At 34.2% G+C, this 19,209-nt stretch carries 16 protein-coding genes; 5 read left to right on the top strand and 11 right to left on the bottom strand.

The genetic code is table 11. The annotated features are described in order from the left end of the window. Window positions 1-114: 114 nt before the first annotated feature. Window positions 115-1,011 (top strand): DUF4340 domain-containing protein, encoded by an 897-nt coding sequence (locus tag BN2390_RS03110; protein WP_053982887.1) that lies wholly within the window; start codon window positions 115-117, stop codon window positions 1,009-1,011. 110 nt (window positions 1,012-1,121) lie between these two features. Here BN2390_RS03110 and BN2390_RS03105 read toward each other — a convergent pair whose 3' ends face one another. From BN2390_RS03105 to BN2390_RS03100, 4 genes are all read right to left on the bottom strand, one after another. After that, entirely contained in the window at window positions 1,122-2,471 is a 1,350-nt protein-coding gene (locus BN2390_RS03105) for a CCA tRNA nucleotidyltransferase (RefSeq protein ID WP_242847638.1), read from the bottom strand. A 752-nt stretch (window positions 2,472-3,223) separates the two neighbouring features. Then, on the bottom strand, window positions 3,224-3,367 hold the full coding sequence (locus BN2390_RS21560) for a hypothetical protein (RefSeq protein ID WP_154668762.1): 144 nt from the start codon (window positions 3,365-3,367) through the stop codon (window positions 3,224-3,226). Then, window positions 3,364-3,489: a hypothetical protein gene (locus tag BN2390_RS22210; protein WP_278308253.1), complete on the bottom strand. Its 126-nt coding sequence runs from the start codon at window positions 3,487-3,489 to the stop codon at window positions 3,364-3,366. The genes BN2390_RS21560 and BN2390_RS22210 overlap by 4 nt, the downstream gene beginning before the upstream one ends. Before the next feature lie 18 nt (window positions 3,490-3,507). Further along, entirely contained in the window at window positions 3,508-5,052 is a 1,545-nt protein-coding gene (locus BN2390_RS03100) for an oligosaccharide flippase family protein (protein ID WP_053982885.1), read from the bottom strand. A 165-nt stretch (window positions 5,053-5,217) separates the two neighbouring features. Between BN2390_RS03100 and BN2390_RS03095 the strand changes: the two genes are divergently transcribed. Continuing rightward, on the top strand, window positions 5,218-5,760 hold the full coding sequence (locus BN2390_RS03095; protein ID WP_082238553.1) for a superoxide dismutase family protein: 543 nt from the start codon (window positions 5,218-5,220) through the stop codon (window positions 5,758-5,760). 108 nt (window positions 5,761-5,868) lie between these two features. Here BN2390_RS03095 and BN2390_RS03090 read toward each other — a convergent pair whose 3' ends face one another. From BN2390_RS03090 to BN2390_RS03075, 4 genes are all read right to left on the bottom strand, one after another. Further along, a complete protein-coding gene (locus BN2390_RS03090) occupies window positions 5,869-6,156 on the bottom strand; it encodes a cupin domain-containing protein (protein WP_053982884.1) in 288 nt (95 codons plus the stop codon). Window positions 6,157-6,189: 33 nt separating this feature from the next. Further along, the gene (locus tag BN2390_RS03085; protein WP_053982883.1) at window positions 6,190-6,819 is read right to left on the bottom strand and encodes a hypothetical protein; all 630 of its coding nucleotides are present in this window, start codon (window positions 6,817-6,819) and stop codon (window positions 6,190-6,192) included. 258 nt (window positions 6,820-7,077) lie between these two features. Beyond that, window positions 7,078-9,111 carry a M13 family metallopeptidase gene (locus tag BN2390_RS03080; protein WP_053982882.1) on the bottom strand — a complete coding sequence of 678 codons (2,034 nt, stop codon included), beginning with the start codon at window positions 9,109-9,111 and terminating at the stop codon, window positions 7,078-7,080. Window positions 9,112-9,140: 29 nt separating this feature from the next. After that, on the bottom strand, window positions 9,141-9,578 hold the full coding sequence (locus BN2390_RS03075) for a YaiI/YqxD family protein (RefSeq protein ID WP_053982881.1): 438 nt from the start codon (window positions 9,576-9,578) through the stop codon (window positions 9,141-9,143). A 130-nt stretch (window positions 9,579-9,708) separates the two neighbouring features. Here BN2390_RS03075 and fsa point away from each other — a divergent pair, with 130 nt between their 5' ends. Further along, on the top strand, window positions 9,709-10,356 hold the full coding sequence (gene fsa / locus BN2390_RS03070; protein WP_053982880.1) for a fructose-6-phosphate aldolase: 648 nt from the start codon (window positions 9,709-9,711) through the stop codon (window positions 10,354-10,356). 697 nt (window positions 10,357-11,053) lie between these two features. Here fsa and BN2390_RS03065 read toward each other — a convergent pair. Beyond that, window positions 11,054-12,046 carry an asparaginase gene (locus tag BN2390_RS03065; protein ID WP_053982879.1) on the bottom strand — a complete coding sequence of 331 codons (993 nt, stop codon included), beginning with the start codon at window positions 12,044-12,046 and terminating at the stop codon, window positions 11,054-11,056. Between the two features lie 142 nt (window positions 12,047-12,188). Between BN2390_RS03065 and BN2390_RS03060 the strand changes: the two genes are divergently transcribed. Then, window positions 12,189-13,091, top strand: coding sequence for an esterase/lipase family protein (locus BN2390_RS03060; RefSeq protein ID WP_053982878.1), 903 nt, complete (start codon window positions 12,189-12,191; stop codon window positions 13,089-13,091). Window positions 13,092-13,135: 44 nt separating this feature from the next. Here the strand turns inward: BN2390_RS03060 and BN2390_RS03055 are convergent, their stop codons facing one another. After that, window positions 13,136-15,643 carry an ATP-dependent DNA helicase gene (locus BN2390_RS03055; protein WP_053982877.1) on the bottom strand — a complete coding sequence of 836 codons (2,508 nt, stop codon included), beginning with the start codon at window positions 15,641-15,643 and terminating at the stop codon, window positions 13,136-13,138. 221 nt (window positions 15,644-15,864) lie between these two features. On the opposite strand from BN2390_RS03055, the gene BN2390_RS03050 reads away from it, so the two are divergent. Then, window positions 15,865-16,854, top strand: coding sequence for a leucine-rich repeat domain-containing protein (locus BN2390_RS03050; protein WP_053982876.1), 990 nt, complete (start codon window positions 15,865-15,867; stop codon window positions 16,852-16,854). Window positions 16,855-16,975: 121 nt separating this feature from the next. Here the strand turns inward: BN2390_RS03050 and BN2390_RS03045 are convergent, their stop codons facing one another. Continuing rightward, a complete protein-coding gene (locus BN2390_RS03045; protein ID WP_330373677.1) occupies window positions 16,976-19,189 on the bottom strand; it encodes a DNA topoisomerase III in 2,214 nt (737 codons plus the stop codon). Between the last annotated feature and the right edge of the window lie 20 nt (window positions 19,190-19,209).

The raw sequence follows: 19,209 nt of genomic DNA, 5'->3' as shown, positions 1-19,209 counted from the left end.
TGTATATGATAAGTCCTAAAAAAAAATATCTATTTTAAAATTCTTTTCTATTATTCGTTCACAATTATGTGATACAATAGACCCTGTCAAGCATACAACTTTTGAGGTGATCACATGAAACGTAAGGGATGGTTTATACCAATTGCAGTATTTTTTGTATGTACATGGTTCTTAATCATGTATGAACAAAGTACTAACGAGCCATATTTAGCACATACTTCTAACTTGGCTCAACTACCATGGGACAAAGATATTTCGGAGATACAACAAGTTCATTTTTCTGCTCATTCTTCTTCCTTTGTAGCAGAAAGAATAGATAACGAATGGTTTATTACAAACCCTATTCAGTCCATTGCAGACTCTACATATGTTTATAATGTTATTTCTCAGTTTGTTAGTCCAGGTCTTATTCATACTATAGAAACAGAAGTTACTGATCCTTCTTCTTATGGTATTTATGACTATTCTCCTACAATGACGCTTGTTGATGAAAATGGAGCTGAGTATACATTAATTGCTGGTAGTGCTGCAAGTGACACCACTTATTACGCATATAGTCCTTTGACTAGATGCATTTATACGATTAAAAAAGATATTTTTGATTTTGTTTCCTCAGACCTTGCTTCTTGGAGAACAAAACAATATATTCCTTTTAATCCAGAACAAGTTGCAAAAATTAATGTAACAACACCAGATACACACTATGCTATAGAACCAGTATCTATTGAAGGTAATAAAGCTTTTTATGGAGAAAATTTATCTCAAAAAGAGGTTGATGAGTTGATTAACTTTTTATCACTATCAAAAGTAGATCAATTTATTATTGATGATGCTTCAGAACATATTATTTCTTCATATGGCTTTAACCAACCTAATCTTAAGGTGAAAATTTATGATTTCTCGGGAAATGCTACTGTCTTTTCTTTTGTAAAAATTCAAGATAGTTCATCTTATTATGCTTTAGATCATTCTAAAAACAGTATTTATAAAGTACTCTTTCTTCTAAACTAGGGGATGTTTAGGAATTAGTATTTATAAATGTTAGCAACAAAGCCCTTATCAACTCAATCCTATTAGTTGATAAGGGCTTTTCATATATTATTATAGATTAGTCCAACATTCTATATAGCTCGTGCAGACTCTTGTATATACTTTTCTAATGTAACTTTATCATTCGCTTCTGGATGCTTCATGACATAAGTTAATAGTTCTTCTAACTTATCACCTACTTCTTTACCTGGAGTAATACCCATCTTAATCAGATCTCCTCCATTAACTTTAAGCATCTTTAAGTTATAACACTCTTGATTCGCTACAATTTCTTCTTTCATTCCACGTATTATTTGAATCATTTTTTCTTTCTCAAGATACTTATCTGGATTTTGAGCCTTTGCATCTACCTCATTAATAATAAGAAGCTTATCAAATAGTTCTTCACCTGTTACCTTCAGAATTTGTTTAATATAAAACTTATTAATTTTCTTTCTAAGATGATAATCATGTAGGCTGACTAAAAGCGTTACTTCCTTTATAGTCTGGTTATCTAATCTCAAATCCTTTAGGACACGCTTAGCAATGTCAGTACCTTTTTCTGGATGATTGTAGAAATGATCTATTCCTTTTGCATCTGTTGTTCTTGTAAGAGGTTTCCCAATATCATGTAAAAGTACAGCTAATCTTAATACCTCATCCTTTGGTGTATGCTTCATAGCTACTAATGTGTGCTGTGCTACGTTGTAAATATGATGAGGGTGATTTTGAGGTGTTTCATAGGCTTTAATAAACTCTGGTAAAATGTATTCTAGAAGCCCTAATTCATAGAGCATATTAATCGCTTCTGGTGAATCTGACATGCAGATTTTAATAAATTCATCACGAATACGCTCTTTACTAATATTAGCAAGAAGGTGCTTACAAGCCTTAATTCCTTCTATAGTATTATTTGAAATTTTAAAGCCTAGCTGTGCTGCAAAACGTACTGCTCTTAAGATACGAAGGGCATCTTCTGTAAAACGTTCTTTAGCATCTCTTACAGACTTAATACATTCTTCTTTTATATGTTTTTGGCCATTATAAGGGTCAATGAATCCCCTTACAGGATGATATGCAATGGCATTCATTGTAAAGTCACGACGAGATAAGTCTAGTGTAATATCTTCTACAAAACTTACACTTTCTGGCCTTCTTGAATCTTTATATTCACCTTCGATACGATAAGTGGTAACTTCATAATGTTCTGTATCTACAATAACTGTTACTGTTCCATGTTGAATACCCGTATCATAAGTTCTCTTAAATACACTTTTTACATCTTCTGGCTTTGCAGAAGTAGTAATATCCCAATCATTAGGTGTACGCCCCATAATCATATCACGCACACATCCACCTACTACATAAGCCTCAAATCCATGTTGTTCTAAAGTATCTATAATATATAGGGCATCCTGTGGAATCTCTCTATAATCCTTCACCATTTGGTCCTCTTTCTTCTCTTTGTAAAATTAGTATTCCCCTAATTATATCATAGTAGACTTCCATTTTCCTCATTTAATAGGAGTAGTCCATTTTTCATTGTTATTTTGCCCAATAGCTACTTTATTCATTTGTATAAGTGTAACAAATAAAACTTTTTTATTTATTTTTAGACGAATTTAAGGAAGTTAAAAAGTATGTATATATATAAGGTGTTTATCAATAACCTTATCGGTATCAATGGGACAAGTCCTAGGCCCCTTGAACTTGAGATACTATGCTAAGAAAAATAAATGATAAGGTTCCTCCTCCCTGATCTTAAACTTTATTTTCTCTTAGCCCCAGTGCTGTAGGTGGTGGCAACCTCAGTGTCTGGGTATCCTTTAACTAAATAGTGACTTCTACCTTCAAATGCTCATGCCCACATGATAAGTAATGTGTAACTTACGGCAACTTATGAGGTAAATCCAGCATATACAAGGCTAGCTTGGACACCTAACATGATAAATCCAATGGGATCCCTTTCATAGCAGGCACACCAACGCAGCAAGCGTATAGTGCGGTAACTCCAAGATTACTTCGCCTTCAGTCACTCCTTGCTTATCTCTAAAGCTGTAGCACCCTCTTAAGAAGTCTCTTCTAAGTTGAAGATTTTGCCACACATACAAGAAGCTACCTTAAGTCTAGTCTTTGTGCATCACAGGGAGGAAAAGACTGTCTTAGGGTAGCTTCTTGTGCTTATAAATAATTTTTATCGTTTATTTCTAAAGCTGTCTCCAGCTCCATGTGTACCTGAGCTGATACCGGCTTTAAATCCATGAGACGAATTCATCGCATCTCTTGTATTATCTATTTTACTTTGGAGTTTTGCTTCTTCTGTTTTGTGTTTACTCATGTCATCATCTCCTTTTTACTACGATTTTGCCCAAGCTCATCAAATTTATACCTTACATAAAATTCAAGTTCATATAAACCGTTATAATACCTACCACGAGAGATAAAGTTTAAATTTGGCATAAAAAATTATTAATGCTTTTAACAATTCTTCCCTCTAATATCTAATACAGCTAAATCCTCTTTAGTAACATTCTCAAGTAAAGTTAATGCAATATAGTAAATACAAAGTGTTATCCCTATTCCTAATGTTATTTGTAACCCGAGTGCTGCTGTTTGTGGCAATAAATATAAAACAATTACTTTAGCTGTCATACCTGCTGCTGTTGCTGCTAGTGCTGGATGTACAAACCATTTAATGAGCTGTATCTTTATATCTGTTACTGCTATTAAGCGTCTTACTTTTAAGGTAGCTGTTAGAATACTAATACCTATGTTTAATACGATAAATCCTTCTACCCCTTTAATAGGAATTAAGAAGTAAATGAGGCCAATACTTAAAACTGACTCTATAATTCTATAGATTAAGCAACTGTTTTGTTCTCCCAGCCCCTTTAGGATACCGTCTATTACAATTTCTATGTACATAAAAGGTGTTACAATAACTAATAATTGAAGCAATTGTCCTACTTGACTATTATGATAAATTAATACTCCAAATTCTCTACCAAAGTTTAAAAAGATACTTACTACAATCATAGCTAATACCATAATCAAGTGTATGGTCCTACCAGATAAGCTTTCTACTCTTCCTCTAATATTTCTTGCTTGTGCCCTTGCAATTTCAGGTGTCAAAACAGTTGAACACGCGGTTAAAAGAGCGACTGGGAAGAACAAAATAGGAAATACCATGCCTTGTATCATACCATACATACTCATAGATTCCATTGCTGTTAATCCTGATTTTCTAAATCCTACTGGGATTAATATGTTTTGTAATAAAGTAATCATTGAACTAATATAAGCAGTTAAAGTAATAGGTAAAAGCAATTTTATGATATTCGTCAAAACATTAGTTGTACCTATATCCTTATGTTCTCTTCTTGCTCTTCTATCAGGATCTGTTAAATATAGAATCAACATATAAGAAAATGAAAATACTTCACCTAAAGTTATTCCTAGTCCTATGGCTGCACATGCATAGACTAAGTCTCCTCCGCCCCATGTACGTAAAAAAACAATAACTAGAATCACCTTTACAATTTGCTCCATAACATCTGAGCTTACTGGCTTAATCATTTTCTTAACAGCATAAAAGTATCCTTTAATACAGCAAGATACTGTCATAAATGGAATACTTAATGAGAGCACTCTAAGTCCTAGTACTGTACGACTATCATTTACTACTTTAGCTCCTATTACATCTGCAAAAGTGAATATACCTGACGTAATCAATATACTCGCTATAATACTTATAGCAAAGAATATCTTCATAATCTTCTTGATGCCTTTTCCATTATTGTGCCCAATTTCTTCTGCTACCATCTTAGAAACAGAAGTACTCATACCTGCTGAAGCAATCATATACGCCATCATATATACGGTTGTTGTTAAGTGGTAAAGACCTACTCCTTCTGGTCCTATTGCATTAGATATATAAATAGTCGAAACTATCCCCAAAGCCTTTGTAATAACGGATCCTAGCGTTGAAATAAAGGCACTTAAGGCTAATCCTTGTTTTTTCATTTCGTCACCTACCTTGTCCTATTCTATATAGTATATGTGGACAATGGTTCTTCCTATGCTACAACTTATTATTTCTTCCATTACAAGTTGCTATCAACAAGCACTCAACTCCTCTTTTAACCATAAACTACTATAGATCCCTTTAATTAGAATAGGAGCTTTTAGATGGATAGATCCAAAGGAAAATGTAGTATCACTGAAGTCTTCCAAAACTTTGATCATCTTCAACCAGATGCCTATGCAGAATTAAAAGCTGGCCCTCTTGCACCTAATTTAGTCGGCCTTGTATTCTTTTATCAATTAACTGATGGTGTGCTTATTCGTACTTATATAACAGGTATTCCTCTTGTTAATAATAGTGGTAATCCGACTGCTTTTCATGGATTCCATATTCATGAAATGAGTTGTACCGGAATGAGTGATAGTACAGCAGCTTTTGCAGCAGCTGGTGGTCATTATAATCCTACCAATCAACCTCATCCTTTACATGCAGGTGATCTCCCTCCCATTATGTCTACTAATGGAACAGCTTTTATGAGTGTCTATGCAAGCCAATTTAATATTAGAGATATTATTGGTAGATCCATTGTTTTACATGAAGATGCTGATGATTTTAAAACTCAACCTAGTGGTAATTCTGGTGCAAGGTTAGCTTGTGGTAATATTTATGCTTATGCAGTTCCCATTTTAGATGAATACAATAAATAAAAATAAAGGAAGATTATTCTTCCTTTATTTTTATCCACAATGGGTATATTTTATTTTTTTCTGTTTTACTTATCATCCACAGTTTCCACAACTTTTTCGGGATAATTATCAACATTCTTGAATAGTTAACAATGCTTTTGTATTTTCTTTTGCTATAACATAGTGATCTACTCTTGCATCAAAAGGCATATAGTCACCTTGTCTAAGTGTATAACTTTCCCCATTTACAAAATGCATCTCAACTTCTCCACATACAACTTGAAGTGTTCCCATTCCTCTATAGGTACGTTGAGGAATAGCAGATTCTTCTTCAAATACCAAACAAGTTGTTTGGCATCCATTGTGTGATGCTAAAGTTGATTGTGCTGTTAAATCATTAATGTTTACTACTTCCATAAAATATCCATCCTTCTCTTCTCATTTGTTAATTTATTTTTTTCTAATAGTGTAAACAGATTTTTTAAGTTCTTCACAATACATAGAACCTTCTTGTAAAAAACCTTCTATCCACACTTGTCTTAGCACATAAAAGTAAATACTATCTCCACCAACCTGGTTCCAATAAGTTTCTTGTATACACTCCTTTGTCCTCCAAACAACTTCCTCTGGTGTTGAGATAATAACCTCATTAATTTCATCACTAGGCCTTCCTTCGGGTAGACAATCATAAAGCCTCTTATAAACTTCACGAGCATCTCTGATCCCTTTTTCATAAAGTCCTATTTTTCTAGCTGTTATTATTCCATTCTCTCTAAAAATATCCTTTGTTTCATCTAATGTAATATATTTTTCTTCTAAAAGCTTAGTAAATATATAAGCTAATCTATATTGTGCACTTCTTAATTTCTCTTGAAGGCATCGATCTACGTTAGTATTTTCTAAAGATCGGTGAAAATTTTCATCTATTGGTTTCCCATATAACCTATAGCTTTCTGCTTGTAATTCTGTACTATGTCCTCCTTTTTCATTACTCCATCTTAATAGCTCTTCTATAAGTGTTTCTTGTAACTGTATTTTATATAGGACCCAATAATGTATAGGTTGTAATTCTACACTCATGTTAGTCTCCTTTTAGTCACTTCTAGTTGCAGTATTAAAAGTTAGTATGAGCATTTTTTTGTAATGTCATGTATTCTCCCATAATCTTGTATGCAAAAAAACTCTTCCACATATTTTTTATACTGATTTATAAACAAAAAAGCATATAAGTTAGGGAATTGATTTACTCCTTTATCATGTAGATAAGAAGTATTTCATATGCCACTAGCTTATATGCCTTTTATATAGGTTAAACAATTATTTCTTTGGGACTATCCCCTACCAAATTCCTAATCTTTTCTCTGGTGCTAAATACATTCCATCTTTTTCAGTTATACCGTAGGTTTTATAAAACTCTTCAAATTGCTTGATTGCTTCATTTACTCTGACTTTATAAGGTGAATGTGCATCAACGGTCAATAAGTAGGCTGCATACTCTGGACTTTGAATACCTCTCCATATAGTTGCCCAGTTATTGAAGAATGCTTTAAAATCAGCTTTCTCATTATCATTTAATATATCAATTACACAAGCTAAACCACCAATGTCTGCTATATTTTCACCCACTGTTAAGTTACCATCTACATATTTTCCTGGACTTACTTCAACATGATTATAGTACTCTCTAACAGCCTTTTCTTTTTTTTCAAAGACTTTATAGTCATCGTAAGTCCACCAATTATTTAAATTTCCATCTTTATCAAATCTTGCACCTGAATTATCAAAGGCATGGCTAATTTCATGCCCTATAACAGCACCTATCCCTCCTAAGTTAGCTTCTTTAGATTGATTGATATCATAATAAGGTGCTTGCAAAATACCTGCTGGAAATACAATTTCATTATTGGATGGATTATAATAGGCATTGACCATTTGAGGCGGCATGCTAAACTTATCTCTATCTACTGGTTTGTTAAGCTTATTGACTTGTTTATCTCTTAAATATTTAAGAACGCTTAGATTATTTTCAAAGAGATTACTACCTTCTTCAAATGTTTTAACTTCTAGTTTTTTGTAGTCTTCCCATTTCTTTGGATACCCTACCTTTACTTTAATAGCTTCTAATTTCTGGATTGCATTTTTCTTAGTGGAGTCTCCCATCCATTCTAGTTTGCTAATACGTTCTCCATATTTAGCAATAATCTCATCTATCATCTGCTCAACATCTGCTTTAGCTTCTGGTGAAAAATATCTTTCTACATACTCTTTGCCAAGTGCATTACTAAATACTGTATTCACGGTTTGAAAAGCAACTTCTTCTTCTGTTAACTTTCCATTTACACCTAATAGTTTCGCTTTTAATAGATGATGTGCTTCTTCAAATTCTTTAGTCAAGCATCCACTTGTATCTTGGATTAGATTAAGCTTCAAGTAATCCTTTAAGAGTTCTAAGTGCTCTTGAGTGTAGAGCGAATTGAGTGCCCTTAACCATTTAGGCTCTTCTACAATAATCTTCTTTGCTTTATCTACACCATTAGCTTTTAATAATTTCTTTAGTCCTAAATTAGGTGCCAAGGCTTCTAACTCTTTGATGGTATATTCATTATAAGTTGCTCTATAATAATCTAAATGTGCATTAATTTCTTTAGTTCCCATAATGAAGGGTGCCATTACACTTTCTAGCTTATAGACATTTTCGATTGTTTGTTTTGCTTCATCTTTGCTATATCCTACAAGTTCTAGTATCTTTTGATTATATTCATCTAAAGCTTGCTTCATCTTTGTTGCCATTTCAGATGGCATAGTATAGTGGTCGGCATCTTCTAATTGCAAAGAACTTGAACCTATATAAAGTACATTTTGAGTACTATCTTGAATGTCTTGATCAATACCCATATTAATAAGTCCATCAAACAAACTAATCTCTTCATCTTGAAGTAACTTAGAAAACTCTTCTATTGTTTGAACCTTATCAATTTGCTCTAAGTACTTTTTAATAGGCTCACAACCTTGTTTATTTCTTGCTTCCCAATTGAGCTCATTTTTATAGAGATTAATCATCTTCTTCTCGGTATCATTATTTTTATAGGTTGATTCTTTTGCTAAAATTTCATCAAAAATAGCTCTGACATTTGCATCAGACTTATCCGTCAAATCCGTCATGGCAGAAGACTCGGTATAACCTGGCTTAATATGTGCACTGGCTAACCATTCTTTATTTACAGCTTGATAAAAATCATCTTGTAATCTTACAGTATTCACTTCTTTTTTGACAGCTACATGTTGATTCCTTACTTCTTCTGCTTTGACTGGCATAAGAGGTGTAAACATGTAAATCGATGCAAGTATAATCGATAGTATTTTTCTTGTCATTGCTATTTCCTCTTTTCTTATAAAAGCATTTAACTATGTGATTCTATAAGATACTTTAACCCTTTTTGGAACTTTTCATCATCTTCTGATGTACGTTTTCTAGGTCCTTTTGTTTTATTACCTGATTTTCTTACTGTTTTAGCTACATGTCTTCTAAACAGAAGTTCATCAATATTGTCTTCTGTATAGATAAGTCCATTTTGATTAATTGGCAAACCCTTCTTAGCCAAAATCATAGTTGCTAATCCATAATCTTGAGTAATAACAATGTCTCCCTTTTCTACATGATTAGCGATTACAAAGTCAACAGCATCCATTCCCTTTTGAACCAATATAGTTTTTATATTCTCTCTCTCTATTACATGTGCAGTATCGCAAAAAATTATAACTTCCTTTTTATACATATTCCCTATTTTGATTGTTAAATCCACTACTGGACATCCATCTGCATCGATTAATAGTTTCATTCTAAATTCCCCCTTGATGTGATTTGTCTACTTTGAGTCTATCAGTTCACAGTATGTTTTTCAAACCTTTGTATATCCTTTTTTAATTTCACATATCCTAATCAAAAGATTACTTAAAGGAGATTAACAAATGAAATTTTTTATTGATACAGCACATACTGAAGATATTCGCAAAGCATATGAATTAGGTGTCATTTGTGGCGTTACTACTAATCCTTCATTGATTGCTAAAGAAGGGTTAGTTTTTGAAGAAGTTATTCAAGAGATTACAACCATTGTGGATGGGCCTATTAGTGCTGAAGTCATTAGCCTAGAAGCACCTAAAATGGTAGAAGAAGCTGAAAAGTTAGCAGCCATTCATAAGAATATTGTTATCAAACTTCCTATGACTGAAGAAGGTCTTAAAGCTACTAAAATACTTACTTCTAGAGGCATTAAAACAAATGTAACCCTTATTTTCTCTGCAACACAAGCACTTTTAGCAGCCCGTGCAGGTGCTACTTATGTCAGTCCATTTATTGGACGCCTAGATGATATTGGCTTTGATGGCATGGGACTTATCCAAGACATTGTTGAAATCTTTGAAATCCATGGTATTCAAACAGAGATTATTGCTGCTAGTGTACGCCATCCTATCCACGTTCTTGAAGCAGCTAAAGCCGGTGCTCATATTGCAACCGTACCTTACTCTGTTATTCTACAGATGATTAAACATCCTTTAACTGCAAGTGGGATTGAACGCTTCTTAGCTGACTGGGCTACACTGCAAAATAAATAATTGGTTAAGTGAGGAGGTGCTTATATTTAGTCTACTTACGTGAGTTGGTTAGTTAGATTCTCCTTCACCTGCTTCACTTCGCTTTCAGAGAAATGTAACTCATTCAAAAATAATAACGGTGTGAACTCACTTCGTTCAGACAGCACACCTAAAACCATTATTTTTTCATTTCGAACATTTCTTATCTGAAAGCTACGTAGGCAGGTTCCGGAGAATGCACCTATCCAGCTCACTGAATCAAGTCTACAAATATGCCTCCCTCACTTTGTGGACTGCACCGTCAGAGAGATTGCTAAACTGCATGTAGCTTATATTCTAAGTCCATCCTCGAAAAAAGCTCCATGGAGGTCACCCACGCATTACCGCCCTTTTCTACTTAGAAAGTTTAGCTATCTTTCTACCACAAGGGGTTATGATGTGATGGGCTGTAAGGTAAGTTATTGTATGGAAACTTCCTCCGCAGACTTTTTAGAGAGGCTTAGCGAATGGAATCAAACTGGTTTTAGGGAAATGTCTGAAGAAAAGTGAACTTCTTTTCTGAGTTTTGACCGTTAGTTTGATGAAATGAACTTAGCCTGTCTTAAAAGATGAGGACTAAAAGTTGGAATATAATAAGCTTGCCTACATGCCCTCACACTTAACCAAATATTTATTACCTAAAATCATAAAAGAGGACTGTATATTTACAGTCCTCTTTTTATAGTACGTAACTCTCTTCTGAGAAGAGTTTTTTAATTTCTTCTATATCTTGTGTCTTTCCTAAACCAAGCATCAATTTGATACGTGCTTTTGGTCCTCTCATTTCACCACCCATGATGGCACCTAAGTCTGAGAGTTCTTTGCCACCACCTGCATAGCCATACGATTCAAATACACGACCTGAACTACATCTTGATACAATAACAACTACTACATCTTTTGAAAGGGCATATTTCACGCCTTCTAGCATTTTAAGAGGTAGATTCCCTCTCCCCATTGCTTCTACGATAATGCCTTTTGCACCTGCATCTACTGAAAGTCTAATAAATCTATCATCCATATCTAGTACTGTTTTAATTAAGTCTACTCTACGTTCAACAGTATTTGTATCTATATGTTGTCTAAATGCAATATCTCTATAAACAATCAGATCATTAGTGTCAATAATCCCAAGTGGTCCATATGGGGATTGAAATGTGTTAAGAGATAATGTATTTGTTTTTGTTACCTCTGAAGCAATATTAACTTCATTGTTTAACACAACGAGTACACCTTTATCAATAGCTTTAGGTGAAATTGCTGTACATACTGCTGCTGCTAAATTACTTGAGCCATCATAGCCGAGTTCTGAACTATTACGCATTGCTCCAACTACAACAACGGGTTTATGATGTCTGATAGTAAGATCTAAGAAATACGCTGTTTCTTCTAATGTATCTGTTCCATGTGTAACAATAACACCTGTAATATCTTGTCTATCTAATGTTTGTTTAATAAGATTTTTAAGTTCTAGTAACTTATTAAAGGTCATATGTGGACCTGGAATCTCACAAAAATTTACTACTTCTATATCTGCTATTTTATCTATATTTGATACCATAGATAAAATTTGTTCTCCTGACAACGTTGGAATAGCCGCTCCTATCGTGTCATCTACTGTCATTGAAATAGTCCCACCTGTAAAGATAATACATACTTTTGGCTTATGCATATAGTCACCCCTTGTTGTTTTACTTCCTTCATCATATCTATATTTATCCTTAATTTCAAGGATTTTATCACCTTGTTATGTTTCTAGCATAAACTATATAAGCTAAGGCTTTTGTTATGCTATTCACTAAGGAGGTGAATATATGTCACTTAAATTACCTTTGATTTTTATTCCTGGTTTATTTGGTTCTTTAGGATCAGAAGTTATACCCCATACTGGCAAATGGCATTTTGGACCTTCACGCTATACAGGTGTTCGCTTTATAAAAGAAATGGAGAAGCAAGGTTATACTCTTAATAAAAATTTCTTTATTATGTTTTATAACTGGCGTCAAAGCACTAAAGACGTTGCTGAACTAGCTCTCGCTCCTCTTATTTATAAAGTACTTAAACTAAATAGTTGTACAAAAGTTAATTTACTTTGTCATGGTACCGGTGGGTTGATTGGCCGTTATTACATTCAATCTGACCTTTTTACTCCCAGTATTAAACACTTAATTTTAGTTGGTACACCCAATGCTGGTTTTGTAGCGCCTTTTAATTACTTAAGTGGTGGTAACTTTCCTTATCCTTTTGCTGGTGAACCTGATTTTATTTCTCTCAATCTAACGCTTTTTCTTAAGATTATTAGTACGAGTGAATTTCCTGCTTTATCTGAATTTCTTCCGTCTAAAAGTTATGGAGATTATTTAATATATTCTCGTGGACAAGACTGCTTCTCTATACCTTATCAATCTATGCAACTTCAAAATACTTTTCTCGATGATCTAAATACATCTAGCAACTTACTTCAAGAACGTGTCTCTAAAGTTATACTTGTTGGAGGCCGTGGTTGTGACACTGTGGATACGCTTCAAGTTTTCCCCGCTTGTGCTCTTGATAAGTGGAGTGATGGAAAAGTTATAGATTGTACTTCTACACTTGAAGGCGATAGCTGTACACCTCTAAAAAGTGTACTTGCCTGTCCTGGGGAAGAGTATCTATTTAATGTAGATTATGGTGAACTTCTACTCCAAGCAGCTAATTTACTACCTGCTTTAATCTAACCTTTTATCTTCTTGTCTACTTCAAGCTACTCATACACTTTTATCTAAATGTGTTTTTCCCGTTCGTCCCAAAAGCCCTCTACCTGTTCTGTAACATATCTTAGTTGGGTACACTTTCTATCTGAATACTCTGCCGGCATTAAGCTACTATATAACGGTGTATTGAAGCGGTCATCTATTAAAAGGATGACCCCTTTATCTTTTTCTGTACGGATTAGTCTTCCTATTGCTTGAAGTACCTTATTCATACCTGGATAAGTATAGGCATAGTGATAACCTTCTTTTTCTTGATCTTCAAAATGGTATTTAATAAGGTCCTTTTCTAATCCAATCTGAGGCAAACCTACACTTACTATAACTACGCCAATAAGACGATCTTCTGTCAAATCTATCCCCTCAGAAAAGATACCTCCCAATACGCAAAATCCTATTTTTGTCTTAGTTGGATTCTTTTCAAACTGAGCTAGAAAGGCTTCACGTGCCTCTTCATCCATATTGGTATCTTGCATAATCAGCTCAATTTGCGGACTATCCTCTTTATGCCATTGCTGTCCTTGTACTCTCTCTCTTCCGTCTTGCTTAACCTCTCGTCTGCTTATCATATATGGGATCTCTTCCCCTACTTGTTGCATACTGCTTTCAGATGGGACCTCTTGTCCTACCTCTAAATTTGTCTCTCCGTAGTGTTCCATATAGTATCCATATACATCTTTCATGTACTTATAAGATGGGAAAAACACCATATAATTCCCTACTTTAGCTTGGCTTACTTTTATAATGTACTCACAAATCTTCTTATAGCTACCCTCTCTATGCTGATATCTAGTAGAGACATCTGTTGCCATAAGTTTTAGGGACTTGGTCTGATCAAACGGTGAAGGAAGCGCAATAGCTCTCTCCCCTTCGCCACTTAACATGTACTTATAGTAATCAATAGGCATCAATGTGGCAGAAAAGAATATAACACTTTTACAAGCACTTACCATATTTCCAATTAAATAAGATGGATCCATACAAAAAAGTTTAAAAATAATATCACCATCTACTTGGTCTGCATAGGTGATATACCTTTCATCAAAGAACTCATAAATCTTATTAAAATTATAGGCTCTAAAATAAAGCTCTAATAAATCTTGTGGTAACTTATGCATAGCACCCTTTTGGAGCTTCTTATCACACTCATTAATAAACTGTCTCACCATACGATTAAACTTTGTAGGTGCTTCTTTGCTAATCATACTTCCCGTTAAGTCAATGTAGTCTTTTCTTATACTTAGTAAATACTCATTTAGCTTGCCTAGCTCTTTTGAAATAGTCGGATATTGCTTACTGACAGATTTTTTAACACTCAAAAATTGTCTTTTAGATAGGCTTTCTGAGTACATTTCTCTTGCACGATCAACTAAGTTATGGGCTTCATCTACCAATATTACAAAATCCCTTTGGTCTAGAAAACGTTTTAAAGCAACTGTTGGGTCAAAGATATAGTTATAATCACAAATAACCACATCTGCATAGATGGCAAGGTCAAGGGATAGCTCAAAAGGACACACATTATACTTTTTGGCATAGTCCTCTATTACATCTCTTGTAAATAGGTCTGTATGTGTAATCGCATCATAGACTGCTTCATCTACACGATCAAAGTGCCCTTCTGCATAATGACAAAAGTCTGGATGGCAGCTTCTTTCATCCAAAAAGCATATCTTATCCTTCGCTGTTAAAGTAATGGCTTTAACCCTGGTTCCCTTATCATAAATCATCTGAATGCTTTTTTCTGCAACAGTTCTAGTAATGGTCTTAGCTGTAAGATAAAAGATTTTACCCACATGCCCTTCACCCATTGCTTTAAGGGCAGGAAAAAGCGTAGATATGGTTTTTCCTATCCCTGTAGGTGCATTCACGTAGAGGTTAGACTCATTGGTAATGCTCTTGTACACATTAACGGCAAGCTCTCTTTGTCCTATGCGATAGCCTTCAAAAGGAAAGGTCAATGCCTTCAAATAGCTTGTCCTCTCCTTGCTCCAGTCCATATAAAAACGTATCCATATTGCATACTTTTCTATTATTTCTTTAAAGAAACACTCTAACTCATCGAATTGATACACTTTAAGTAAATGCTTAGTTTCCTTTGTATCCAAATTATAATAGGTTAGTCTTACATTCATATCTTTTAGATGGTTTTGTGCAGCATAAAAGTAGGCATAGCATTTCGCTTGTGCCCAGTGAAGTGGATTATAATCTTCATCTATAACCTCTAAACTTGTCCTTGTAGATTTAATTTCATCAATGGTTACAGCAATCAAATCACGAATAATACCATCTGCTCTTCCTTCTACGACAAAGGTAATGTCCTGTGCTACATATTCATGAACAAGCTTAACTTCTTTCTCATAATTTGCGTCCATAGCATTTTGAATTTTCTTATGAGCCTTAGTCCCCTCTACTGCTCTGGCACGACTCACAAAAGATGCAAAGATGCTCCCTGAACGCATTACAAATTCTACAAGTTCTCTAACCGATATGTTAACTAACCCATCTGTAATACGCATAGTGTGTTCCTTTTCTTTTATCTTGATCTATCTTATTTTGTTTTTCTGTTCTTGTCTGTATTCTATTATACTGCTTTTATTAATTTCAAAATAGCCTTAGCCCTAATAACTTTATTCAATACTCAAAAACTAGGTTTTTAGTATAACTTATTTATTGAAACATCTAATCTTATAGTATAGACTTAGAAATAATAATTTCAAAGACACTGGGGGAAACGTAGATGTTTTTAGAGGATGAAGAAAAGATTTTCATAAGATTAGCTGATGAAAAACTAACTACAGAGAAAGTTAAAAGCCTTATCGACTTTTGCTTTAAGGAAAGTGACGAAATTGTACTTTGTCAACTAAAGGTTGGTGACCACTCACCAAAGGTATTAAATAACATTCAATTACTTAGGTCTGAAGAAACAAATCAAACCCACTGCACACAAGGTCCTCTTACTACTATTTTTCACATAAAAAATGATCATCAAATTAAGCATAAATTTGATACGCTGAAGGATATTTATGAGCAGCTCCACATTGATGAGGTAGGTGCCGAAATCGTAGAAGACCCTGCTTTTTATAAACAGGGTGAATTACTTTGTTCTATTTGTTCTCATGAAAAAATAGGATGCTTATTTTTAACCAAAGATCAATACAATATCTTTTATCATTTACGTATTCCACATGACCTCTATAATGCTAAAGAACAACCTAGCTTTGAAGATCTCCTCAAGGAATACGCTTATCAAGACAGAACAAAACTAAGTATGGTAAATCCCACGATACAGTCTATACCTGATAACATAGGGCAATTAACCTACTTAAAAAGCTTAGAAATTTTTAGTAATCAATTGGTATCTTTGAATGTGTCCTTAGAAAAACTAATACACTTAGAACTTTTAAGATTAACAAGAAATAAAGTTAAAAATTTAGGTTTTAACATCGGTAAACTAAAAAATCTAAAAGCATTAGACTTGGGTGCCATGCCTCTTGAACACTTTCCTAACGAAATTACTGAACTTCCTCTATTGCAAGAGCTGTATTTAGATGGCTTACAAACCAATAAAGTACCTGAATCACTTATGAATTTAAAGCATTTAAAAGTACTTGTACTCCCTGAGCTAGATCATACTCAGTATTCTCCAGCTTTTATAGAGTTTGTTGAGAAATTAAAGCCTAGAAAGAATACAATCTCATTAAAGGATATATTGGGTGAAGAAGCTTGAAATAATCTAGTCGAATCTGGTAACTGCCTTATTCGAAACGATAATAACCTTTAAAACAATCTATCAAATAGCATATTAAAAAGAGAGCGATAAGTATGCATCGCTCTCTTTTTAATGTGTTCTATTTCTTATTTAAATTTGCGAATAAATCCGCAAAAGCGAAGTTACCTTCATCTTCTTTTTGTTGCTGCTTAAGGTATTTTTGTACAGATTTCTTGTCACCTTTACCTTGTTTATCTTTAAAGCGATTATTAAAGGTACTTGCCTTTTCTCTAAAGGTACAAGTTGTACATACATAGATTTGCCCATCTCCTTGACCGCGTAACTCAAGTTTTTTGTGACACTCTGGGCAACGTGCATTTGTAAATTTACTTACATTTTCTCTATAGCCACATGCTCTATCTTGGCATACATAGAGTTTACCATGCTTACCTTTAACTTCAAGTAGACTCTTACCACAGTCAGGACAACGTTTGCCTACTATATTATCATGTTTAAACTTATCTGTACTCTCTTTTACTGTGTCAACTAATTCACCGCTATACTTGCGCATACGTGTAATAAAGTCTTTTGGATTTTGTTTGCCTTTACTAATAAGCTCTAGTTCTCTTTCCCATTTAGCTGTAAGAAGAGGTGTTTTGAGTTCTTCTGGTACAAGGTCTATAAGTTGCTTACCTTTTGAAGTTGGTACGATGCTATTACCGCTTTTCTCAATGTAGAACATATTATAGAGTTTTTCTATAATGTCTGCACGTGTGGCAACAGTACCAATACCACCTGTTTCTCCAAGTGTTTTGGCTGCTTCTTTGCTTACCTTTACATACTTATGTGGGCTTTCCATTGCAGATAAAAGTGTTGCTTCACTAAAACGTGCTGGTGGCTTAGTTTGAAGTTTATTGCATTCAACGTTCACTATTTTTAAACTATCACCTACTTTTACTTCTGGTAGACGTGTGTTATCACTTTCACCTTCTTCAGTTTCTTCTTCACCTTTTTCATAAACAATTTTAAACCCTTGATTGATCATTACTTGGCCTTTTGTTACAAAGGTTTCTTCTCCTGATTTAGCCTCAATAGTGGTTTGTTTGTACTCACAAGGAGGAAGCATCACACTTAAGAAACGTTTTACAACCAGTTCATAAATTTTGCGTTCATCATTTGAAAGTTTTGAAAGCATAATACTTTCTTCTGTTGGGATAATCGCATGGTGATCAGATACTTTGTTATTATCTACAAAGTGTTTGCCTGTCTTAATCCCATTTTTAAGTACAGCTTGCACAGCTGGGCGGAAGTTCCCTACATTGACAGCTTGTAATCTATCTTTAAGTGTAGGCACTATGTCCTGGGAAATATACTTTGAATCTGTACGAGGGTAAGTTAATACTTTGTAATTTTCATAAAGTCTTTGCATAATATTAAGCGTTTCTTTTGGACTCATACCATACAATCTATTTGCGTCTCGTTGTAATTCTGTTAAATCGTATAAACCAGGTGCATAGGCTTTTTTATCTTTTTCATCTACCTTCACAATCTGAAGTGACTTACCTTCAAGTTGATTTTTAAGCTTCTTTGCTTCTTCTTCATTCCAGATATTAGGCCCTTTAGTGCCTTGCCACATTAAACTAAAGCTTGGTGTTTTCACTTTGATGTTAAAGTAATCTTCAGCTTTAAAGTTTTTGATCTCTTCTTCTCTTGTTACAATCATAGCAAGTGCTGCTGACTGTACACGTCCTGCTGAAAGTTGGGCATTATATTTACAAGTCAGCGCACGGGTCACATTAAGTCCCACTAACCAGTCACCTTCTGCACGACACACTGCAGCCTCATAAAGATTATGATAATCTTTGGCTGGTTTTAAGTTTTTAAATCCTTCTAAAATAGCTTTATCTGTAACAGATGAAATCCAAAGACGCTTCATTGGCTTATTCACTTTTGCTTTTTCAATAATCCATCTGGCTACAAGCTCTCCTTCACGTCCAGCATCTGTAGCAATAATAATCTCATCCACATCTTTACGTTGCATTTGCTCTTTTACGCTATTAAACTGCTTACCTGCACCTTTAAGTACAACTAACTTCATTTGTTTTGGAAGCATTGGGAGGCTTTCCATACTCCAAGTTTTATATCTATCATCATAAGCCTCTGGGTCAGCAAGACCTACAAGATGCCCAAGTGCCCATGTCACAATATAATCATTACCTTCTATATATCCATTACCCTTTTTGCTACACTTTAAAACTCGTGCTATGTCACGTGCAACACTAGGCTTTTCTGCTAAAACAAGTTTTTTTGCCATGTTTAATGTACTCCTTTTCGTTGTATCTTGTTCTATCATAACATACCTTCTAAAAACAA

This window comes from Niameybacter massiliensis (genome assembly GCF_001282685.1).
GTDB lineage: Bacteria > Bacillota > Clostridia > Lachnospirales > Cellulosilyticaceae > Holtiella > Holtiella tumoricola.
The sequence above is the reverse complement of the archived record's forward strand: the minus strand, read 5'-3'. Positions and strand labels throughout refer to the sequence as shown.

What these genes read in the sequence shown, in the direction of transcription:
- BN2390_RS03075 (WP_053982881.1), bottom strand. Translation starts at nt 9,578, where the DNA reads ATGAAACTATTAATCGATGCAGATGGATGTCCAGTAGTGGATTTAACA.
- BN2390_RS22210 (WP_278308253.1), bottom strand. Translation starts at nt 3,489, where the DNA reads ATGCCAAATTTAAACTTTATCTCTCGTGGTAGGTATTATAACGGTTTA.
- BN2390_RS03080 (WP_053982882.1), bottom strand. Translation starts at nt 9,111, where the DNA reads ATGACAAGAAAAATACTATCGATTATACTTGCATCGATTTACATGTTT.
- BN2390_RS03110 (WP_053982887.1), top strand. Translation starts at nt 115, where the DNA reads ATGAAACGTAAGGGATGGTTTATACCAATTGCAGTATTTTTTGTATGT.
- BN2390_RS03065 (WP_053982879.1), bottom strand. Translation starts at nt 12,046, where the DNA reads ATGCATAAGCCAAAAGTATGTATTATCTTTACAGGTGGGACTATTTCA.
- BN2390_RS03045 (WP_330373677.1), bottom strand. Translation starts at nt 19,189, where the DNA reads ATGATAGAACAAGATACAACGAAAAGGAGTACATTAAACATGGCAAAA.
- BN2390_RS03060 (WP_053982878.1), top strand. Translation starts at nt 12,189, where the DNA reads ATGTCACTTAAATTACCTTTGATTTTTATTCCTGGTTTATTTGGTTCT.
- BN2390_RS03090 (WP_053982884.1), bottom strand. Translation starts at nt 6,156, where the DNA reads ATGGAAGTAGTAAACATTAATGATTTAACAGCACAATCAACTTTAGCA.
- BN2390_RS03050 (WP_053982876.1), top strand. Translation starts at nt 15,865, where the DNA reads ATGTTTTTAGAGGATGAAGAAAAGATTTTCATAAGATTAGCTGATGAA.
- BN2390_RS03085 (WP_053982883.1), bottom strand. Translation starts at nt 6,819, where the DNA reads ATGAGTGTAGAATTACAACCTATACATTATTGGGTCCTATATAAAATA.
- BN2390_RS03095 (WP_082238553.1), top strand. Translation starts at nt 5,218, where the DNA reads ATGGATAGATCCAAAGGAAAATGTAGTATCACTGAAGTCTTCCAAAAC.
- BN2390_RS21560 (WP_154668762.1), bottom strand. Translation starts at nt 3,367, where the DNA reads ATGAGTAAACACAAAACAGAAGAAGCAAAACTCCAAAGTAAAATAGAT.
- fsa (WP_053982880.1), top strand. Translation starts at nt 9,709, where the DNA reads ATGAAATTTTTTATTGATACAGCACATACTGAAGATATTCGCAAAGCA.
- BN2390_RS03100 (WP_053982885.1), bottom strand. Translation starts at nt 5,052, where the DNA reads ATGAAAAAACAAGGATTAGCCTTAAGTGCCTTTATTTCAACGCTAGGA.
- BN2390_RS03055 (WP_053982877.1), bottom strand. Translation starts at nt 15,643, where the DNA reads ATGCGTATTACAGATGGGTTAGTTAACATATCGGTTAGAGAACTTGTA.